An 18,463-nucleotide genomic window follows, 5' to 3' on the forward strand; every position below is an offset into this window, starting at 1 on the left:
GTAGTCAGAAACCGGGTTTTTTGCGAAAATCATTCGTTGTTACCGACAAATTAGGTAAAAAACCCGGTTTCTTTGGCCTTAGTGATGATTAACGGGTAGTCAGAAACCGGGTTTTTTACGAAAATTATTCGTTGTTACCGACAAATTAGGTAAAAAACCCGGTTTCTTTGGCCTTGGTGACAATCGACTAAAAAACAAATGCTATATAAATTTGAGTTTCGCACCTATCAGCGAAAATTTAAGCGCCCGCTACAAACAAGTCACGGCATCTGGGATATGCGAGAAGGAATCATCCTGCGGCTTATTGACGAAAATGGTAGCATTGGCTGGGGAGAAATTGCCCCGCTGAGTTGGTTTGGTTCGGAAACTTTTGACCAAGCATTAGATTTTTGTCAACAGTTACCTGCTAATATTTCAGAGGAAATAATCTTCAGTATTTCCGCTGAATTACCAGCCTGTCAATTTGGCTTTGAGTCAGCTTGGGAAAATCTGGGCCAAGCAATCGAAAATACGCCTCGTCAAGACAAAATTCCGAAAAATCAGTGTAGCGGTTTATTACCCGCAGGTGAAACAGCTTTGCAGGTTTTACCAATGCTTTGGTTGGAGGGATATCGCACGTTTAAATGGAAAATTGGCGTTGCTGTAATTGAGGAAGAATTAACGATTTTTCAGCAGCTAATCGCAGCAATGGATGATTTAGCCGATCGCCAAACAGCACTTTTGCGCTTAGATGCTAATGGGGGACTCACCTACTCCCAGGCTGAAAAATGGCTGGAAGCTTGCGATAGCGTGACAGCAACACCCGACTTGGCCGCCCAGATTGAATTTTTGGAACAGCCGCTGGCGATCGCACAGTTCCCAGAAATGGTACGATTGAATGCTACTTATACAACGGCGATCGCCCTAGACGAATCCGCAGCCAATCTCGATCGCATCCAAGAATGCTACAACCAAGGCTGGCGGGGAATTTTCGTCATCAAACCAGCGATTGGCGGTTCCCCATCCCAACTCCGCAAATTTTGTCAAACTCACAATATAGACGCAGTTTTCTCATCCGTATTTGAAACCAAAATCGGCAGACAAGCCGCCTTAAACTTAGCAACAAAATTATCTGTAAATAATCGAGCCCTAGGCTTCGGTACCGATAGCTGGTTCGACGACAATCAAGACACCTGGTTACAGCATCTATGGTAACAAATCTCACAGTAAATACTCTGAATCTTCCCTTTGACTTCCCCGACAATTGGCTAATCGGTGGTGACAGCGGCGAATTTGCTCGAATTGTCGATCGGAAATTGCAACAAATCACCCAAAATCAAACAGGAGAAACACCCCTAAAAATTTGCCTAGCCGAACCAGAACCCCTGCAATTTCTTGCCAGTTTCATCGCCGCCCGCACCGCCAAATGCCAAATTTTTCTCTGCAATCCCAACTGGGTAAAAGAAGAATGGGAACAAGTCTTTGATTTAGTCCAACCCGAACTAATTTGGGGACAAAATACTAATCTTAAAAACACATTTCCCCCTCTCCCAGTCCGCGGAGGCGGACTTCGTTTGTATAGCCGCGAATTCCATTCGCCGGGATTCCATCATTCACCCGAATTCAATCATTCGCCGGGATTCCATCATTCGCCGGGACTCAATCATTCGCCGGAATTCCATCATTCACGAGAATTACCTTCACCCGAAATAGACGAATTAGCTACAATAATGATTCCTACCGGAGGTTCCTCGGGAAAAATCCGTTTTGCCATCCACACTTGGGAAACCCTCACAGCCTCAGTCCAAGGTTTTCAACAATATTTTAACCTTGACAAAATTAACTCATTCTGCGTATTACCATTATACCACGTCAGCGGTCTCATGCAATTTATGCGATCGTTCACAACCGGGGGAAAACTGGCAATTGCATCATTCAAAACACTAGAAGCAGGCGAAAAATCCGATGTCGAACCCGAAGAATTTTTCATTTCTTTAGTACCAACTCAACTGCAACGGCTGCTGCAAAACCCAGATACAACTAATTGGCTATCCCAGTTTCGTGCCGTACTTTTAGGCGGTGCTCCCGCTTGGCCCGAACTTTTAGCCACAGCTAGAAAGAATCAAATCAAATTAGCGCCGACTTACGGCATGACAGAAACCGCCTCGCAAATTGCTACACTCAAACCCGAAGATTTTCTCGCGGGAAATAACACTTCTGGTCAAGCTTTACCTCACGCGAACATAACTATTCGCAGTGCAAGCGGCGAGATTTTGTGCTACAATCAAATTGGGAATATTAGCGTTGATGCTAAATCTTTAGCCTTGGGTTATTATCCTGAACGATTTGGCGATCGCCCATATTTCCAACTAGATGACTTAGGATTTTTTGATAAAAATAACTGCTTAAATATCATCGGACGTAGTAGCGACAAGATTATCACGGGCGGAGAAAATGTATTTCCTGCCCAAGTCGAAGCCGCCATTAAGAATACCAATTTAGTGGCAGATGTTGCTATAATTGGCTTACCAGACAAAGATTGGGGGCAAGTCGTTACGGCTGTTTGCGTTCCCGCTAATTCCGAAGTTACTGTCAAAAACTTGCAAGCAGCAATAGAAGATAAGTTGAGTAAATTTAAGCGACCAAAAAATTGGGTTGTCGTCGAAGAAATGCCTCGAAATGCTCAAGGCAAACTCAATCGAGAACAATTACAAGAAATTGCGGTGTCATCTCTGGCGAATCAATAGTATTAACCGAATTTGACAGTAATTTCCGTAGGGCGGGTTCATCAATATTTACAACACAAGTGAGAAATCTCAAAAACCCGCCCAATGCCCAATGCCCAATTCCCAATTCCCAATGCCCAATGCCCAATTCCCAATTCCCAATTCCCAATTAATCCACACCTAACAGCCTTCTCGTCTTCTCAGCTTCTTGCCTTTGAACATCCACAAACTTCAACATTTGGTAAAGTACCTCTATTTGTGGCAACTTAATACCTGCTTTTTGGGCTACCCGCATGGGATTGCCAAAAATTGCCTCAACCTCCAGAGGACGCGATTCATCGTAATCGATTTTCATGCTGGTGCGGTAAGGCTTCATTTTATGAGTGTATTCCAGCATATGCGGGATAAAATCATCGGGAATAATGCGATCGCAACTTTTGGCCCCTGCTACCACTTCCCTCATGATTTGCTCAACTAAAATCAGAGTATTCGGATTCGCCATCAGTTCGTCGGTTCTCGCATTCAAAACCACAGAGAGCCCGTTATAAGGAATATTCCAAACCAGCTTTTTCCACCTAGACAATAGCAAATCTTCGCTCATTTTAATCGGAATGTGAGCGCGTTTAAAATCCCTAGCAATATGGTGCAATCTATCAGTAATACCGATGGCTTTGTAGTCTTTGGCATATTCGCCTAGCGTGATCGTACCGTAATCTAGGTGGCAGATATGACCGGGGCTGACTTTATAAGAACAGAGAAAGCACAGCCCGCCCACCACTCGTTCTGCACCGACAATTTTAGCTACTTCCGGTTCGGTATTCAGTCCGTTTTGCAATACTAAAACCGCGCCGTTATCCTTTAATAGAGGAGGCAAAAGTTTTGGCAACAAGTGATTTTGAGTTGTTTTCAACGCGACAATTACTACGTCGCACTTAGGCATTTTGTGCGCGTCGCGGTAGGCGCGGACTTGCGGGAGGGTGAAGTCGCCTTCGGGAGACTCGACAATCAAACCATGTTTTTTGACGCGCTCGTAATCGCTCCGCAGCAAAAAATTGACTTCTAAACCAGCTTTTTGCAGTCTAGCACCGTAGAATCCGCCTAAAGCTCCCGTGCCGACTATGGCATAATTGCGATTTGTCATAAGAAGAAGGAAGAAGGAAGAAGGAAGAAGTCAGTCATTAGTCAGTAGCGCGAGCGTCCCCGCTCGCGAACGTTATCAGGAAGAGGGAAGTCGGAAGAAGGAAGAATGCTTCTTATAGAGCTGGTTTTTAAGTCATCTGTATTTACGTTTAATTAAGTGGAACTACTTAATATAAATAAGTCAGAAGAAATTTTAAACTAAACAGAAATTTGACTGTCATTCCCTGCTATTATTTAAATATTGAAGTTATCTAAAATCTCAACTCTCAAATTGCCTCATCCACTGCATTAAGTCTTCAGATAGCTGTTTTTTGGTTCTGCTAACTGCATCGATGCAGACGTGCTTAGTCAGAGCTTTAGCCCAGCTTCTTTCTGCAACTTCCCCTGAAAATACTTGATAGGCAATTTCAAATTCATCGCCTGCAACTTGTGTGGGCGTCAATTGAATCGTCAGCCGATCGCCCGCAAATAGTGGACGATAAAAATCTACACTAGCATGAATTATCGGAAATGCAACCTCTCGATCGCCAAAAAATGCTCTGAGATTGACTCCTGATGCTGCTAGAGATGCCTCGTAAGCTTCGTGGCACATCGCCAAAACGTTTGCAAAGTAAACGACTCCAGCAGCATCGGTATCTTGAAAGCGCACAGTGCGGGTGTAAGTAAAAGGCATTTGAGGTAGTCGCGGGCGATCGCAAATTAAAGCTGAATTTTACCAGAAAGAATTGGTTGAAAGCCAGAACCCTTTGAGGGAGAAGTTAAGATCGGGCTATTCATTACTCCAATACTCAGGCTTCTAGATAGAGGTCGCTCTCCAACTGTCAACTGTCAACTGTCAACTGTCAACTGTTGAACAACCATCATATCGGTAAACCAGCACTTTTGCAGCAGCGATCGCCTAACTAAGCAGGCGCTAATTTTTGATCTTCTCAAACTCACCCTCCTCACTCCTGCCCCTGCCCCTGCTTTCTTAACCTTTGTTTTTAATCAACATCACGTCTATAATCTTGAGGGCAATTTCTTCGGAAAGATCCAATGCACAGTAAAGATCGTTCAAAAGTTGTTCTTCTTCTTCTGAAACCTCGCCATCTGCTAAAGCAATATCAGTTGTCACAGCAAAAACTGTTTCTTTAAGTTCGTCGGGAAGTGTTGCCAAAGCCGCATTAAACAGTACCTGAACTCCTTGCCGTTGCAGAATGTTCAGCAGCCGATCGAGCATTTTTCGCATCACATCATCTGGATAGCTGCGGAAAAGTTGCATCCGAGATAGTGTCATGCTAATCGCTTTACTTTCGCTGTCATTGATGTAACCGTCGGCTGCTACGGCAATTAGCGCGATCGCCGCAAATGCTTCGGCAGGCCCTAACGTGACATCAGTTTGTTGGCGAGTCTGCGATACTTTGTCAAATAAACCCATAATACTTTCCTCATTCTTTAGTAGTGGATTCACGGAGTCCCTATGGGCTCTGGCTTTGGAAGCTTCCTTGGCTGGGGATTTCAACAATTATATCAAATCTGCTGAGTTATTTATTCTCAATAAAATTATGAAAAAATTAAGATTTTTAATTTTTTCCTTCGGCGCTGTAAGGGCGGGTGACAGTTGACAGTTGACAGTTGACAGTTGACAGTTGTCAGTTGACGGTTGACGGTTGACAGTTGACAGTTGACAGTTGAGCGACTAATGACTAATAACGTTCGCGAGCGGGGACGCTCGCGCTAATGACTCAATGATATCGTTTCCGGTTGTATCGGTATTGTTTAAACAGTCAACAGTTAACAGTCAACATCACCTGACGGTGCAACCGGAATAGATATGAATCGTCTGATTTTAATTTCTCCATAAAAGGGAGAGGCTTTAAACCAATTTTTTCTGGTAAAACTCGCTCTAAGGGCGCAGACAATCTACTTGTCAAACAAAGCTAAATCAGCTTTCAGAAAATCAACAAACTGCCGCGCAGTCCTTCCAGAGCGCCCGTTGCGGCGAGTTGCCCATTCCTTAGCGCGGTGTTCCAAATCCTCAACAGCGAGCTTGATGCCAGCTCGTTCGGCGAGATGTCGGACAATTGTTAAATAAGTGTTTTGATCCGCAGGTTCAAAAGTTAAAGTCAAGCCAAAGCGATCGCTAAATGAGAGTTTTTCCTGCACGGTATCCCAAGCGTGAACTTCATCACCGTCGCGAGGGCGAGGCCTGTCATCAAAAAACTCTCGAATTAAATGCCTGCGATTAGATGTGGCGTAAACAACTACATTTTGAGGCCGGGCGGTGACATTTCCTTCTAAAACAACTTTCAAGGATTTAAAAGCATCATCATCTTCCTCAAATGAAAGGTCGTCTACAAAAACAATAAACTTTTGAGGAACTCCCCGCAACTTCTCCACAATTAGCGCTAAATCTTGCAAATCCGATTTAGATACTTCAATCAATCGCAAATTGCGAGATCCAAATTCATTTAACAGCGACTTCACCAACGAAGACTTACCCGAGCCGCGACTTCCGTACAGCAAGACGTGCAAAGCCGGATAACCAGCCAGCAAAAACTCTGTATTTTTCACCAGAGCATCCCGCTGCCAATCGCAGCAAACCAACTCTTTCAAATTTATGTGATCGGGATGCGGAATACTCGCTAACTGCCCGGACTTCCACCCAAAAGCACGATACTCTGCAAACAAACCCGTGCCAAACTGTCGGTAATATTCTGCCAAAGATTCCGCAGCGCTAGACCATTTTTCTAGTTTTCCGTGCAGTGGCTTTTCGGCGTTTTCTAGTACATTTTCGCAATACCAAATGGGAGGAACTGAGTCAAGTTGACCCGCTACTCGCACCCACTTACTCAACTGCTCGCTGGTGCAGTCATAAATATTTTGCAGCACTTGTAAATCATGTCTGGCTGCTTCGACTAAAGCGGGCGACAAACTCGCAAAATCTGTTTGCTGAGCTTGGCGAGAAAATGGATTTTCGTCTTTGAGAATTTGCAAAATCAGGGAATCTTTCCAGCTCAAATTTTGAGCAGCTTGAATTTTGAACCAGTTACCGTAAGCTACCTGACACTCTACACCGCTGAGTTCGCTGTGGTGGAGAGCTTGCAGCAAGTCGAGAAAAGCTTGACCTGCGCGGGTTTGGAGAACTGATTGATATAGCAACAGGGATGCTGCTTGGCGTTGGAGGTAACGGATTTGGGCGATCGCACTAGAAGTTAGGGCTGACATAATGCCAATTGTATAACAGTTAGATATCTGGACTGGGTTTAATAAATTTTCTAACAATTTGTGACCGGAATTGCAGGTCTCGCTGTATAAATTGAGATGCAAAGAGTGAAAATTGGGGAATTAAAAATGAATTTAGGTACAGCAGCGGCGATCGGCTACGGCGTTTTGACACTAATTGGCGGCATCATGGGTTACATCAAAGCCAAAAGCCAAGCCTCGCTCATTTCCGGCCTCGTTAGCGGTTCGCTGCTAATTTTTGCCGGCACCGCACAACTCATGGGACAAACTTGGGGTTTAACATTAGCAGCAGCAATTTCCGCTGTTTTAGTAGTAGTTTTTATTGTACGGCTGGTCAAAACTCGCAAGTTTATGCCCGCTGGGATGCTGATTTTGGCTAGTTTGGCGTCTTTGGGTGCGATCGTTTACGAACTCAGCGGTCAATCGATGTTAGGTTTTTGATTTGAGATGTTAGATTTTAGAGTTGAGATTTTAGATTAACTCCACAGCATTTACTGGGAGATTGAACTCAAGTCTAAACTTTTTTATGTCTATGACTTAATTGGGTGGCTTGTATCTATCTTTGCGTGGATTGAGCAGACATTAGTCAGTAGTTACATCCTTCCGTTTGCATCGGAATAATAATTGTCCGAGAGCAGTGCGAGCGTCCCCGCTCGCCTCCTCTATAGCGGGGAAGCTCGCCTCCTCCATAGCGATCGGGAAGCTCGACACCGTACTCTCCTAGCGATCGCGAAGCTCGACACCGTACTCTCCTAGCGATCGGGAAACTCGCACTATAGAACCCATTTGACATCTTTAAGTTTTTCGGTTGGGTGACGAGAAATATAGAGAGAAACCCGTTGCTGAGATTTACGCTCATGTCGAGAAACCGGGTTTCTACGAGTTTTTGGGTTGGATGACGAGAAATATAGAGAGAAACCCGGTTTCTCAGATTTACGCAAAATAGATCAGATCTCAAATGGGTTCTATAGTTAAAACACCAATTACCAATTACCAATTACCAATTACCAATTACCAATGCCCAATGCCCAATGCCCAATGCCCAATGCCCAATGCCCAATGCCCCATGCCCAATGCCCCATGCCCCATGCCCCATGCCCCATGCCCCATGACTAATGACTAATGACTGATTCAATATACTGCTCGACTTCCCTGAGTTGCTGCCGCTGGTATTCAATCCAATCCTTTTCCGCCGCGCGCTGTTGGGCTGTCTCTAGTTGGTACCGCGCCTGCTTCTCTAAAAAATTATTGTAGAACATAATCGCTTTTTCAACTGTTTGAATTCCCAGTTTCATGCGCTCCTCAAAAATTGCTAAAATTAAATCATCCAGGATTGAGCTAATCACTTTACAAGACTCTTCAAAATCGCTCAAGCTGATTCCCATTTTACTTTTATGAACCAGAGTTTCTACAGGATCTCTCAGAGTTTCTTTAAAAGTCTTCATATAAGACTCCGGCAAATATCTCAGAGGTTCCGTAAACTTCGATACAATCTCGCCGCCTATTGATTGCAGTCGCTCTCTAAATTTCGATTGACTCTTGAAATCGAAGCATTCTATACAATATTCAACTTTTTCTATATCAATAGATTGTAATTCTTTAAAGATAGAATTGAGTTCATTCTCCACAATTAAAATTACTCGTTCGCCTTGGTAGTCTACTTCATTTCGCAATTCTTTGTACAAATTATCTTTGTCATAAAAACCGATAGAATCTTTTTTAAACACTTGCTGGTTTTGATCCCACAAAAACCACTTATTTTTTAACTTTGTAGCTTTGTCGCTCCACGATTTGCGAACTTTAACAATAGCATCATATTTGCCTTGTTTTCCCAAACTGCGAATTCTCACGTCGCATCCGCTTAGTTCGCCAATTTGCTCCCAGACATCAACAGCAGATGCTTTAGCAATTCTCGGCTTGCTATTCCAGACATCCTCAGCCTGAGATACATCTTTGAAACATACGTGAGCTAACGCCTTGAGTCTGAGGGCTGATTGCTTGATTTCCTGAATACAAGGTTCCACGTCTAGACTGAGGTGGGTAGCTGACTGTTTAATCTCCACGGATTGATATTCATCTGCGAGCAATCGATCGCTAAACTGGGTAATAGCCTGGAATACCTTGAGATACTCATTCATTTCGTTTCATCCCTCCTTTCCCTAAATAGCATACAATACAGAACATCTCCCTTTTGGAATGCAAACTGAGTCAGACCATTTTAGATTTTAGATTTTAGATTTTAGAATTGGGAATGGGAATGACTGATAACTATCAGGGTTTGGAGCGCGGGCCTACAGTTGCATTCTTGTTTTAAACTGGTGTCACAACATGGATTATGTATTCACCCCTACAACTCAGGTTAGGCTCAATACTGGCAACCTCGTACAGCCTGCCACCACAACTGGAAAATTGCTCCCCGCAGCTAGAGATCCGGTGACAGGGGAGTTTGTGGAGATTGCCAAAATATTTTATCAATCAACAACAACAACTCTATGCGATCGCGGAGTTCTAGGATTGCTCTCACACTTAGGCGGAGGCGGGCCCGTACAGCCGCTGATAGCTCCCGTGTACGTGACAGTCGCGCCCTTGCAGCTTGCTCAAAGTCACCAGGGGTTTCAGAAAATATACAGAATGCTTAACTGTCTCAAAATTAATTTGGCAGTGATGCAAGCGACTGCTGCCGTCATTGGTATTGGGGCTGTATCGAGTACAGTTTTGTCAGCAGTAAACCTCGAACAAGTATTAAAAATCAGAGATGAGGCAAAACACCAGAAGCTCAAAATTAAAGACGGGTTTATCGATCTCAGGCATATCCTCAAAGATAAGGGAGTAGAGGTAATTCAGCAGATTTTTAAGGTGGCTCATGACTCTAATTTTCAAAGGCACCGCCAGCAACTGGTTAACGGTTACGATATTTTTTCTAAAGCTATTAAACGCTGCCAGTCAGCCCTGACAGTGCCGGATCTCAAGCTGCGGAATTCGGAGATTAATAACGGGCGAGATATGCTGTTTGAGGCTTTAAAAATTTACGATCGTCCCGGTTTGTTGGAGGGGCTGTGTTCTGCCGGAAAGCTCCGGCAAATGGAATGTGTTTGGGCGATCGAGCTGGCGCTGGGCATCACGTTTCAGTTGCAGCGGGCTTACGATCTAGTGAGCGATCGCCTGCTCAAACTTCAATCAAAAATTCGTCACGATCTTCTCACTGTTGTGAAAGGATGTCAATCGGAATCTGAACTAGATTTTTTATTTCCAGAAGTTACCAGGATTCTCGGTCACGATCTAAGTGTAATAGAATTTTGGCAAAACGAGGTAGATTGGATGCAAACTTTGTCTCCCAAAGAGCAGCACCAGTTAGCTAGTTTAGATAAACTCAGCGGCGACCATCATATAAAAAGCAGCATCCACACGACATTCGCGGTATTAACTGCGGAACCTTCACTTTATCAAAGTTTAAAGCAAAAGTCTCACTTTCTATCCTTGCGCGACCAGCTAGCCTTCGCCCTGAAGCCGGAACTGCGCGGGGGATACGAGTTTTATGTGTGCCAGCAGGCGATCGCAACTGGCTATCCAGCTTTAGCGGTCTCGAACTGGCAAGAAATATCCGATTTAACTGTGGCTAACCTCTACTACTTTTTCCAAAGTCGAGAGGATTTAAGTGAAATTTATCCCACTGAGGACACAATAGAAACTCCTGCTTGGCACTTTGCCAAATCCTTAGAAAAAGAGTTAAACTACTGCAATTAATTGAAAGCGCAACTACGTACCTAATTTGTCTGACGACAATAAAACCGCTCTGCTTAGTCGATATTGTAGGGTGCGTCAGCGAGTAGCCTAATTTTCAGGTGAGGAACCAGAATTGGCTGACGCACCCTACTACAAATCAGACTATAAACCGCAGATGTCAAACAGATAAACACAGATAAACGCAGATAATTTCAGGGTGTTTTCCGATTTTTGCAATTCAAGTCTATTATCTCAGCCACAACTTAATAGTATTGTCTTTAGAGCCGCTAGCAATAGTTTTGCCATCGGGACTAAAAGTCACTACATAAACCTCATCGGTATGTCCCGTCAAAGTATTCAGCAATTCTCCGGTATCAAAGTCCCAAATTTTAATGGTTTTATCCTTGCTGCCGCTGGCGATAAATTTCCCGTCCGGGCTGATAGCAACCGAAACAATATCGTCAGAATGTCCCTTGATCGAGCGAATTAAATCTCCACTTTCGAGATTCCAGATTTTAATGCTTTCATCGTAGGAGCCGCTAACAATTGTCTTTCCGTCCGGGCTAACTGCCACAGACCTCACCGCGTCGCCGTGTCCTTCAATAGTTTTGAGCAACCTCCCTGTTGCTACATCGACAATTGTGATTTTTTTATCCTTAGAAGCGCTAACTAAATTTTTGCCATCGGGAGTGAAAGCAACAGAATAAACAAAATCTGTGTGATCTGGTAAATTCTGGAGCAAATTGCCCGTTGTGGCATCGGAAATTTTGGTGGTTTTGTCTCCGCTGGCGCTAGCAACGAGCTGTCCGTCGGGGCTGATAGCGACTGACCAAACAGAGGCACTATGATCGAGACTGCGAGTAGCTTGACCTGTTTTTAAATCCCACAACATGACTCTCCAAAAACCTGTTCCTGTGGCTAGTTTCGTACCTTTTGCATCGAAAGCAACCGACCAAACGGTGGATGAATCTCCTGGGAAAGTGCGGATCGATTTGCCTGTGGCTAAATCCCAAATTTGGATGGTTTTGTCTTTGGAACCGCTGGCTAACATTAAGCCGTCTGGACTAAAAGCAACAGATCCAACTGCATCTGAATGCTGGGCGAAGTTTTTGACTTTGGCGTTTTTCCATTGGAGACCTGCTTGGCACTTTTGTTGTAAGTTTTGGGCGGAGGTATAGGTGCTGGAAGTTTTGGCAATTGTTGGGATTTGGCTGATGCAGCCTTCATAATTGCTTTCTTGATAAAAAGCTTCGATTTGATTGAATTGTTGGGTTTCTTGCTGCACTTGCTGCTGTCTTTCTTGCCATTTGAGGTATCCGTAAATTCCGCCGATCGCAGTTAAGAGGGCTGCAATCGTTGCTCCGGCGATATAAGGATTGATTTTGCGAGGTTCTTTGGGGACAATTGCTGAGGCGCTGGTGCTGTCTGGGGCGATGGATAAACTCCCTTTTCCGTTCAAATTTACCTCTGGGGATGCCGCCGGAATTGCCTGCACTCCCAGTGGAAGAGTGCTGCTGGCTGGGGGCACAATGGCGTTGGGGTTGCGGTGTCCTTCCAACACGATCGCGATCGCCTTGTACAATTTACCGAATAAAGATTTAGGAACGACTAATTCTTCGATTCTGGCCGCATCTTCGTCGGTAAGCCCTAAAACTTGCTGCAACCGTTTTAATTCCTCGCGAGTGTTTGCAGAAAAAGGATATTCTTGCTGCATGGTTTCTTGCAGCGATTGTTCGTAGCGTTCGCCTTTTTCCCTGTATTTGCGGTAAGGGTTCAATACCTCATCTTCGATCGCCTCTGCTTCTTCTGGTTGCAATTCCAAACTGACGCGCAATTCTTCTAATATTCTGCGACCGACGACTGTAATGTCACCGCGACTGCTGCTGCGCCGATCGACTTCTTCGCGATAGATTGTGAGTTTGGGTACCCGCGTGCGCGATCGATCGCCAATTTTCCGCAAATCGGCCAAAGCCTCCGCCGCCGACTGGTAGCGCTCCCGAAAATCGTAGCGCACCATATTGTCCAAAACATCGGCTAGGGCTTGGGAGCAGGAGGTTAAATGGCGCCAAACAATTTCGCCTCGATTAGAATTTTTCAAATCCCGCAGTTTCGGCAAATCGTAAGCCGGCAAACCCGTCATAGCTTGGATGCCAATCATTCCCAAGGCGTAGATATCGCTGTTAAGCTGCGGGTTGTATTGAAATTGCTCGATCGGCATATATTCCAGCGTCCCAATCCGCACAGTTACCGGTGCTTGTCTTTGAGCGATGTGAATTTCTTTCACCGAGCCAAAGTCAATCAAAACTAACTTGTTGTCTGCATAGCGACGGATTAAATTTGCTGGTTTAATATCTCGGTGAATTACTCCCTGTCCGTGTACAAACACTAAAATTTCTAATAGTTCCTTCAACAAAGGAATAATTTTTTCTTCGGGAACCGGCTTTCCCGGGACAATCTCTGTGGATAGCGAGTGACCGGCAATAAAGGATTCTACTAAGAAAAATTCTTCATTTTCTTCAAAATAAGCGAATAGCTGAGGGATTTGGTCGTGTTGACCGAGCTTTTCTAGAACTTCTGCTTCTTTTTGGAAAAGACGGCGCGTAGTATTAATTAATTTGGGCTCGCTGGTACCGGGACGCAGGTGCTTGACAAAGCACTGCGGTTCACCGGGGCGACGAGTATCTTTGGCCAGATAGGTTTGCCCAAATTCTCCTGTTTCTATGACTTCAATGACTTGATAGCGTCCATCTAAAAGTTGGCTCACCATGATAATAACGCAGCCTTTTTTTGGTTGATTTTCGCAAGAAACAGTTTCACAGCAGGCAGTTTTTAGTTGTAATTAGGTCAGTCGATTTGAGATTTAAATTGCTATTTTGTGGCGGGTTCGATGCCCACCAGAGAAGCATTTAACTGTATTTCTCTACAACGATTTGCCGAATTCTCAATTGACTGATATAGCGATTGTCAATCAAGGGAGGTACTCGCCAGCCAATCACTCATTACCCATCACCCATCACTCACGATCGATCGCATATTACCCATTACCAATCCGTACCTCACTCACCTGACGATGGGTGCATCTGTGCGATCGCATTTGTAGTGGGATCTTAAGAACTCGCGTACTATACATAGCACGCGAGAGGGGACAGCACTGTATAAAAATGCTTTTTGCAAAAATGAGATGTTCCCTCTGACAATTGCCATACTTTATTTTTTCAACATCTGCAAAGCTTGATATCCCAAAAAGAAAAAACCCAAAGCACCGAGTATCGCTATGGTATTCGCAAACACATCCACTGAAACAAATTCGCCCATTGCAAGATCCTCTGACAACTGATATCTATCCTCGGCTTTTCGGTCTCAGACTGGGTGAGGGGTCTTGCCCCTTGCTGCGGTAGAGCCGAAAGATGCTCACAAATTATAGCAAAGGAGATGCTGAAAATAACTTTTTGGGCGATCGACTAGCTTTTTGTTTTAATATTTTTTAATATTTAAGGACACAAATTGTGCACGTAAATTTTGAGGTCAGTTCGCTTTGATATTGTTAACCCTGGTAATTTTTTCTCTCATAGTCAGTAGAGCTTACACCAAGAATTTGCGCCAATCGGTCAAAAATGCGCCTCGCACCAACGGCAGTGTGGCTCAGCAGTTATTTCCGTCGGCGGGTGACTTCCCCAAAATTTCGGTAATCGTACCAGCATACAACGAAGCCGAGAATATTCGGGATTGCGCGATCGCCATTTTGGAGAGTACAGCCCTGTCTGCTGACAAGCTAGAGGTTTTGATTGTAGACGATCGATCGACAGACGACACGAAGGCGATCGCCCAAACTCTGCAACAACAGCCGGGCGACCCCCGCCTCAAAATATTAGCAGGTGAGGCGCGACCGGAAAACCAATATTGGGCGGGCAAAAACTGGGCCTGCGCCCAAGCTGTTCGGGAAGCAACCGGAGAATTCCTATTATTTATCGATGCCGACGTGCGGCTGAAACCGGGGGCGATTGAAACCGCTATCGCCACAGCCGAAACCGAGAAAATAGACCTGCTAACCTGTATGCCAGCGCTGGTTTGTGGGTGTTTTTCCGAGTGGTTGGTGCAGCCTTTAATGTTCAATAACCTAGCTGTTTGCTTCGATTTTACAGCCGTTAATGATGCTACAAAAACAGACAGTGCCTTTGCGGGTGGCCCATTTATGCTGTTTAGGCGATCGGCTTACGAAAAAATCGGCGGACACGAAGCAGTTGCAGGCGAAATTGTCGAAGATGTGGAATTAGCTAGACGCATCAAGCGTGCGAGTTTAAAGCTCGGACTTTATTCCGGGTCAAATTTGGCATCCGTGCGGATGTATCGGTCTTGGAGCGCATTGTGGGAAGGCTGGACAAAGAATCTGTATCTCGGCGCTAACCGCAGTTGGGGTTCGATGTTTTATATGGCAGCAATTATGTTCTTTCTTTATCCGATGCCGTGGTTGGCATTAGCTATTTTGCTGGCTAACGGCGAAATTGCCAACATAATTAACAATCACCAATTAGAAATTAGCAATTACCATTTGCCGATTACGTTGTTAACTATCTGTTTATCTGCGATCGTAATTGGGTACCATTACACTTTGCGCCGTTTGGGTGCCGAAATTTCTGAGTGTCCGACGAAATACTGGTGGTTGGGAGGTTTGGGAGGGACGTTAATTGCGGCAATTGCGATCGGATCTGCGATCAAAACCGAAACAGGTTGGGGATGGACTTGGCGCGGGAGAGCTTTGCAAATTAACAATAATTAATCCAGATTTTGCATTCACAAAAATTAGTGGTAGGGTGCGTCAGCTTTCAATACGGTTGACTTTTCGTCAGACAAATTAGGTACGTTGTTGCGCTTCAGCGCTCTTTATGATATTCGGAAAGAGGGCTGAAGCCCAACAACGTACCTTTATTAATTATGACAGTTAGTAGTAGGGTGCGTCAGGTTGGACATTTTCAATCAGCACAAAAAGTCTGATACTGACGCACCATTTATTCGAGGAGTGCGTCAGTATGAGATTGTTGGTTTGTTGCGAAAATAATGATAGCTGACGCACCATACATATAGTCGTCAGTCATATAAATTAGGTACGTAGTTGCGCTTCAGCGCTCTTTATGATATTCGGAAAGAGGGCTGAAGCCCAACAACGTACCTTGACGCACTCTACATATAGATGTTTTCACAACGTACCTTATGCTTCTGCGTACACAAAAGCAGGTACTCGCTTGTAAGCAGGCGTGCCCGATCGCTTTTCAATTTCCGGGTGAAAAATTACATTAACTTCAGGATAAAACATCAAAGCAGCACCCTCACGAACCGCCCCGTAAATCACCTCAACATTTTCCATTTTCCCCACATTTCCCTGCACAGTAACCCGCTGATGTTCTTGCATACCAGCACTTTCTGCATCCGCGCGATTCATCAAAATGCAGTTGCGGTGCGGCATTCCCCGGTACTTGTCATCATTTTTGTAAACCACAGTATTGTGCTGAGAATAACTGCGTCCCGTCATCAATGCCACAACTAAACCCCGCACCGATTTCGATGCACCAAAATCCTTTATTTCGGGTAATTTTAGCACTGGTAAAGGCGTGACAAACATCTTGGCTTTGCCACAATCAGTGGGAAATTTGGGTTCGGTAAAAATCCGCCCGCTGATGGTAAATTCCTCTTTAGTTTCATCAATTGTTGCGATTTTTTCATAGCCGGGAATGGTTTGAGCAATCAATTGCCGCACGTACTTGGTATCTTGAAGCTGGCGCCAGTCTACCGGATAAGTGCCGTGAATTCTGGCAGCCAATTCTGTCAAGAAATGCACTTCAGAAATCAAATCAGCATCTTTGAGATGAGTTTCACCTTCATCATTGAAGCGCACAAAATTATTACCCGATTCTACCGTTGTCTTGTGGGGATTTTCAAAGCGATTCAGCACCGGCAGAACAATTGTATTGTGCTTTGCTAATCCGCTAAAATGTCCTAAGTTTGGTTTGGTGGCGAGGTAAATAATGGTTTCAATCTTGCCTAAAGCGCGTTTGGCTTCAGTTAAATCTGGGTTGGCGCCGTACAAGTTGCCGCCCAAACAGATTAGCGTATCGACTTTGCCTGCATCTGCTGCTTCAATGAGCGATCGAGTTTCATAACCCTTAACACGGCTCAGGGGACGCCCCAACAGCTTTTCGAGAGCGGCTTGAACTTCTTTTTTCAGCTTCACAGTCACGCCCATAGAGCCGAATCCTTGGACGTTTGAGTGTCCTCTCACCGGCAATAATCCCGCCCCGACTTTGCCGACATTTCCCGTCATCAAAGCTGTATTGGCGATGCTGAAAATATTATCTACGGCATTCTGTTGTTGAGTAATTCCCATCGCCCAACCGAAGACAACTCGTTGAGAAGTGCCGATTATTTTGGCTGCTGCCTCAATTTCTGGTTGAGAAACTCCGCAGGTTTGAGTAATAGTTTTCCAGTCGGTTTCACGGGCGTGTTGCACTACTGCTTCCCAGTTTTCTGTATAAGATTGCAAATATTCTTCATCGAGCAATCCTTGTTCAATTACAGCTTTTTGAATCCCGACAAATAGGGCTGTATCACTGCCGGGAATTGGCTGCAAGTAGAGCGACGAAATCTCGGAACCTGGGACGAGAGATTTGAGGGGAAATGCTGGAGAAGCAAACTTGACTAAACCGATTTCCATCACTGGATTGATGACAATTATTTTACCGCCTTGTTCGCGGATTTTAATTAATTCGTTCATCAATCGGGGATGGTTGTAGGAAGAATTGCTACCCGCGAGTACGACGCAATCTGCTTGCTTTAAGTTTTCTAAACTGACTATGGAGGTGCCGGTGCTAAACATTTCCTTTAACCCGGTGGTCGAGGGAGCGTGGCACAAATCTGAACAATCTGCTAAGTTGTTAGAGCCGATCGCCCTCATCAACAATTGCAGCAGAAAAGCCGCCTCGTTGGAAGAGCGACCCGAACTATAAGAAGCTACTCGTTCCGGGCTTTTACGAAATCCAGCCTCGGCAATTTCATAGACTTCTTGCCATGAAATGCGATCGTAATGAGATGCACCAGCCCGCAAAATCATCGGAAAACTCAACCTTCCCAGTCTATCTGCTTCCCTGGAAGTTAATGGTTGGAGTTCTGCAATACTGTGCTGTTGAAAATAGTTAGTCGAGATAGCAGGTTTAATTTCAGCCGAAATTGCTTCAACACTTTTCATACACCGCTGAAGTTTTTCGCCATCTTCATTCGTAAACCCTCCTTTCTGCCCGCCAGTGCCCCAAGCACAGGACAAACAAGCACTTTTGTGCAGCAAAGTTTGCCAAAGTTTCGGGCCTTCCGGCGACAAAGTATGCTTTGCCCAATATTCAATTATGGGCAAACCGCCGCCGATGTCTGGCGTTTCGTCATTTTTGTCGCTAAATGGCGGAACGGGTTGGATATTTTGGGAGTTGGTGTCCATACGGTTTATTTTTTGTTTGAATTGCGAATTGATGTACAGTTAAGTTTATTACTATAATTTACCGCAAATTTACAGCCCATAAATTAGTCAATAGATAGATTTCTTAAAGGTACGTTGTTGCGCTTGAGCGCTCTTTGCTATAAATAGTAGTTCCGAATTAATTGTACGAGATTTTGCTAGATAGATTTCT

Annotated in this window: 14 protein-coding genes; 6 read left to right on the forward strand and 8 right to left on the reverse strand. The window is 44.6% G+C overall.

Annotated features, from left to right (window positions below):
* Positions 1 to 198: 198 nt before the first annotated feature.
* Both JGK20_RS19000 and JGK20_RS19005 read left to right on the forward strand, forming a co-directional pair.
* Positions 199 to 1,194 (forward strand): o-succinylbenzoate synthase, encoded by a 996-nt coding sequence (locus tag JGK20_RS19000; RefSeq protein WP_293231748.1) that lies wholly within the window; start codon positions 199 to 201, stop codon positions 1,192 to 1,194.
* A complete protein-coding gene (locus tag JGK20_RS19005; RefSeq protein ID WP_293182313.1) occupies positions 1,188 to 2,726 on the forward strand; it encodes a 2-succinylbenzoate--CoA ligase in 1,539 nt (512 codons plus the stop codon). The genes JGK20_RS19000 and JGK20_RS19005 overlap by 7 nt, the downstream gene beginning before the upstream one ends.
* Positions 2,727 to 2,874: 148 nt before the next feature.
* On the opposite strand, the gene JGK20_RS19010 is transcribed toward JGK20_RS19005, so the two are convergent.
* From JGK20_RS19010 to JGK20_RS19025, 4 genes are all read right to left on the reverse strand, one after another.
* On the reverse strand, positions 2,875 to 3,846 hold the full coding sequence (locus JGK20_RS19010) for a putative 2-dehydropantoate 2-reductase (RefSeq protein ID WP_293182315.1): 972 nt from the start codon (positions 3,844 to 3,846) through the stop codon (positions 2,875 to 2,877).
* 258 nt (positions 3,847 to 4,104) lie between these two features.
* Positions 4,105 to 4,518, reverse strand: coding sequence for a thioesterase family protein (locus JGK20_RS19015; protein WP_293182317.1), 414 nt, complete (start codon positions 4,516 to 4,518; stop codon positions 4,105 to 4,107).
* Positions 4,519 to 4,815: 297 nt separating this feature from the next.
* Entirely contained in the window at positions 4,816 to 5,262 is a 447-nt protein-coding gene (locus JGK20_RS19020) for a tellurite resistance TerB family protein (RefSeq protein WP_293182342.1), read from the reverse strand.
* A gap of 485 nt (positions 5,263 to 5,747) precedes the next feature.
* On the reverse strand, positions 5,748 to 7,052 hold the full coding sequence (locus tag JGK20_RS19025) for an ATP-binding protein (protein WP_293231750.1): 1,305 nt from the start codon (positions 7,050 to 7,052) through the stop codon (positions 5,748 to 5,750).
* 105 nt (positions 7,053 to 7,157) lie between these two features.
* Here JGK20_RS19025 and JGK20_RS19030 point away from each other — a divergent pair, with 105 nt between their 5' ends.
* Positions 7,158 to 7,511: a TMEM14 family protein gene (locus JGK20_RS19030; protein ID WP_366025225.1), complete on the forward strand. Its 354-nt coding sequence runs from the start codon at positions 7,158 to 7,160 to the stop codon at positions 7,509 to 7,511.
* A gap of 145 nt (positions 7,512 to 7,656) precedes the next feature.
* On the opposite strand, the gene JGK20_RS19035 is transcribed toward JGK20_RS19030, so the two are convergent.
* Both JGK20_RS19035 and JGK20_RS19040 read right to left on the reverse strand, forming a co-directional pair.
* Positions 7,657 to 7,863 (reverse strand): hypothetical protein, encoded by a 207-nt coding sequence (locus JGK20_RS19035; RefSeq protein ID WP_293212265.1) that lies wholly within the window; start codon positions 7,861 to 7,863, stop codon positions 7,657 to 7,659.
* A 319-nt stretch (positions 7,864 to 8,182) separates the two neighbouring features.
* Positions 8,183 to 9,208 carry a hypothetical protein gene (locus tag JGK20_RS19040; RefSeq protein WP_293182325.1) on the reverse strand — a complete coding sequence of 342 codons (1,026 nt, stop codon included), beginning with the start codon at positions 9,206 to 9,208 and terminating at the stop codon, positions 8,183 to 8,185.
* A 190-nt stretch (positions 9,209 to 9,398) separates the two neighbouring features.
* On the opposite strand from JGK20_RS19040, the gene JGK20_RS19045 reads away from it, so the two are divergent.
* Positions 9,399 to 10,814, forward strand: a complete 1,416-nt coding sequence (locus JGK20_RS19045; RefSeq protein ID WP_293205462.1) for a hypothetical protein — start codon at positions 9,399 to 9,401, stop codon at positions 10,812 to 10,814.
* A gap of 226 nt (positions 10,815 to 11,040) precedes the next feature.
* Here JGK20_RS19045 and JGK20_RS19050 read toward each other — a convergent pair whose 3' ends face one another.
* On the reverse strand, positions 11,041 to 13,560 hold the full coding sequence (locus JGK20_RS19050; protein ID WP_293182329.1) for a serine/threonine-protein kinase: 2,520 nt from the start codon (positions 13,558 to 13,560) through the stop codon (positions 11,041 to 11,043).
* 194 nt (positions 13,561 to 13,754) lie between these two features.
* On the opposite strand from JGK20_RS19050, the gene JGK20_RS19055 reads away from it, so the two are divergent.
* Together JGK20_RS19055 and JGK20_RS19060 are read left to right on the forward strand one after the other, a co-directional pair.
* The gene (locus JGK20_RS19055) at positions 13,755 to 13,904 is read left to right on the forward strand and encodes a hypothetical protein (RefSeq protein ID WP_293182331.1); all 150 of its coding nucleotides are present in this window, start codon (positions 13,755 to 13,757) and stop codon (positions 13,902 to 13,904) included.
* Positions 13,905 to 14,328: 424 nt separating this feature from the next.
* On the forward strand, positions 14,329 to 15,570 hold the full coding sequence (locus tag JGK20_RS19060; RefSeq protein WP_293217442.1) for a glycosyltransferase family 2 protein: 1,242 nt from the start codon (positions 14,329 to 14,331) through the stop codon (positions 15,568 to 15,570).
* Positions 15,571 to 15,999: 429 nt separating this feature from the next.
* Here the strand turns inward: JGK20_RS19060 and JGK20_RS19065 are convergent, their stop codons facing one another.
* Positions 16,000 to 18,273: an FdhF/YdeP family oxidoreductase gene (locus JGK20_RS19065; protein WP_293231752.1), complete on the reverse strand. Its 2,274-nt coding sequence runs from the start codon at positions 18,271 to 18,273 to the stop codon at positions 16,000 to 16,002.
* Between the last annotated feature and the right edge of the window lie 190 nt (positions 18,274 to 18,463).

Origin of the sequence: Microcoleus sp. PH2017_05_CCC_O_A, assembly GCF_020738785.1 — a bacterium.
Taxonomy (GTDB): Bacteria; Cyanobacteriota; Cyanobacteriia; order Cyanobacteriales; family Microcoleaceae; genus Microcoleus.

What these genes read in the sequence shown, in the direction of transcription:
- JGK20_RS19015 (WP_293182317.1), bottom strand. Translation starts at nt 4,518, where the DNA reads ATGCCTTTTACTTACACCCGCACTGTGCGCTTTCAAGATACCGATGCT.
- JGK20_RS19065 (WP_293231752.1), bottom strand. Translation starts at nt 18,273, where the DNA reads ATGGACACCAACTCCCAAAATATCCAACCCGTTCCGCCATTTAGCGAC.
- JGK20_RS19010 (WP_293182315.1), bottom strand. Translation starts at nt 3,846, where the DNA reads ATGACAAATCGCAATTATGCCATAGTCGGCACGGGAGCTTTAGGCGGA.
- JGK20_RS19050 (WP_293182329.1), bottom strand. Translation starts at nt 13,560, where the DNA reads ATGGTGAGCCAACTTTTAGATGGACGCTATCAAGTCATTGAAGTCATA.
- JGK20_RS19040 (WP_293182325.1), bottom strand. Translation starts at nt 9,208, where the DNA reads ATGAATGAGTATCTCAAGGTATTCCAGGCTATTACCCAGTTTAGCGAT.
- JGK20_RS19045 (WP_293205462.1), top strand. Translation starts at nt 9,399, where the DNA reads ATGGATTATGTATTCACCCCTACAACTCAGGTTAGGCTCAATACTGGC.
- JGK20_RS19020 (WP_293182342.1), bottom strand. Translation starts at nt 5,262, where the DNA reads ATGGGTTTATTTGACAAAGTATCGCAGACTCGCCAACAAACTGATGTC.
- JGK20_RS19000 (WP_293231748.1), top strand. Translation starts at nt 199, where the DNA reads ATGCTATATAAATTTGAGTTTCGCACCTATCAGCGAAAATTTAAGCGC.
- JGK20_RS19025 (WP_293231750.1), bottom strand. Translation starts at nt 7,052, where the DNA reads ATGTCAGCCCTAACTTCTAGTGCGATCGCCCAAATCCGTTACCTCCAA.
- JGK20_RS19035 (WP_293212265.1), bottom strand. Translation starts at nt 7,863, where the DNA reads ATGTCAAATGGGTTCTATAGTGCGAGTTTCCCGATCGCTAGGAGAGTA.
- JGK20_RS19005 (WP_293182313.1), top strand. Translation starts at nt 1,188, where the DNA reads ATGGTAACAAATCTCACAGTAAATACTCTGAATCTTCCCTTTGACTTC.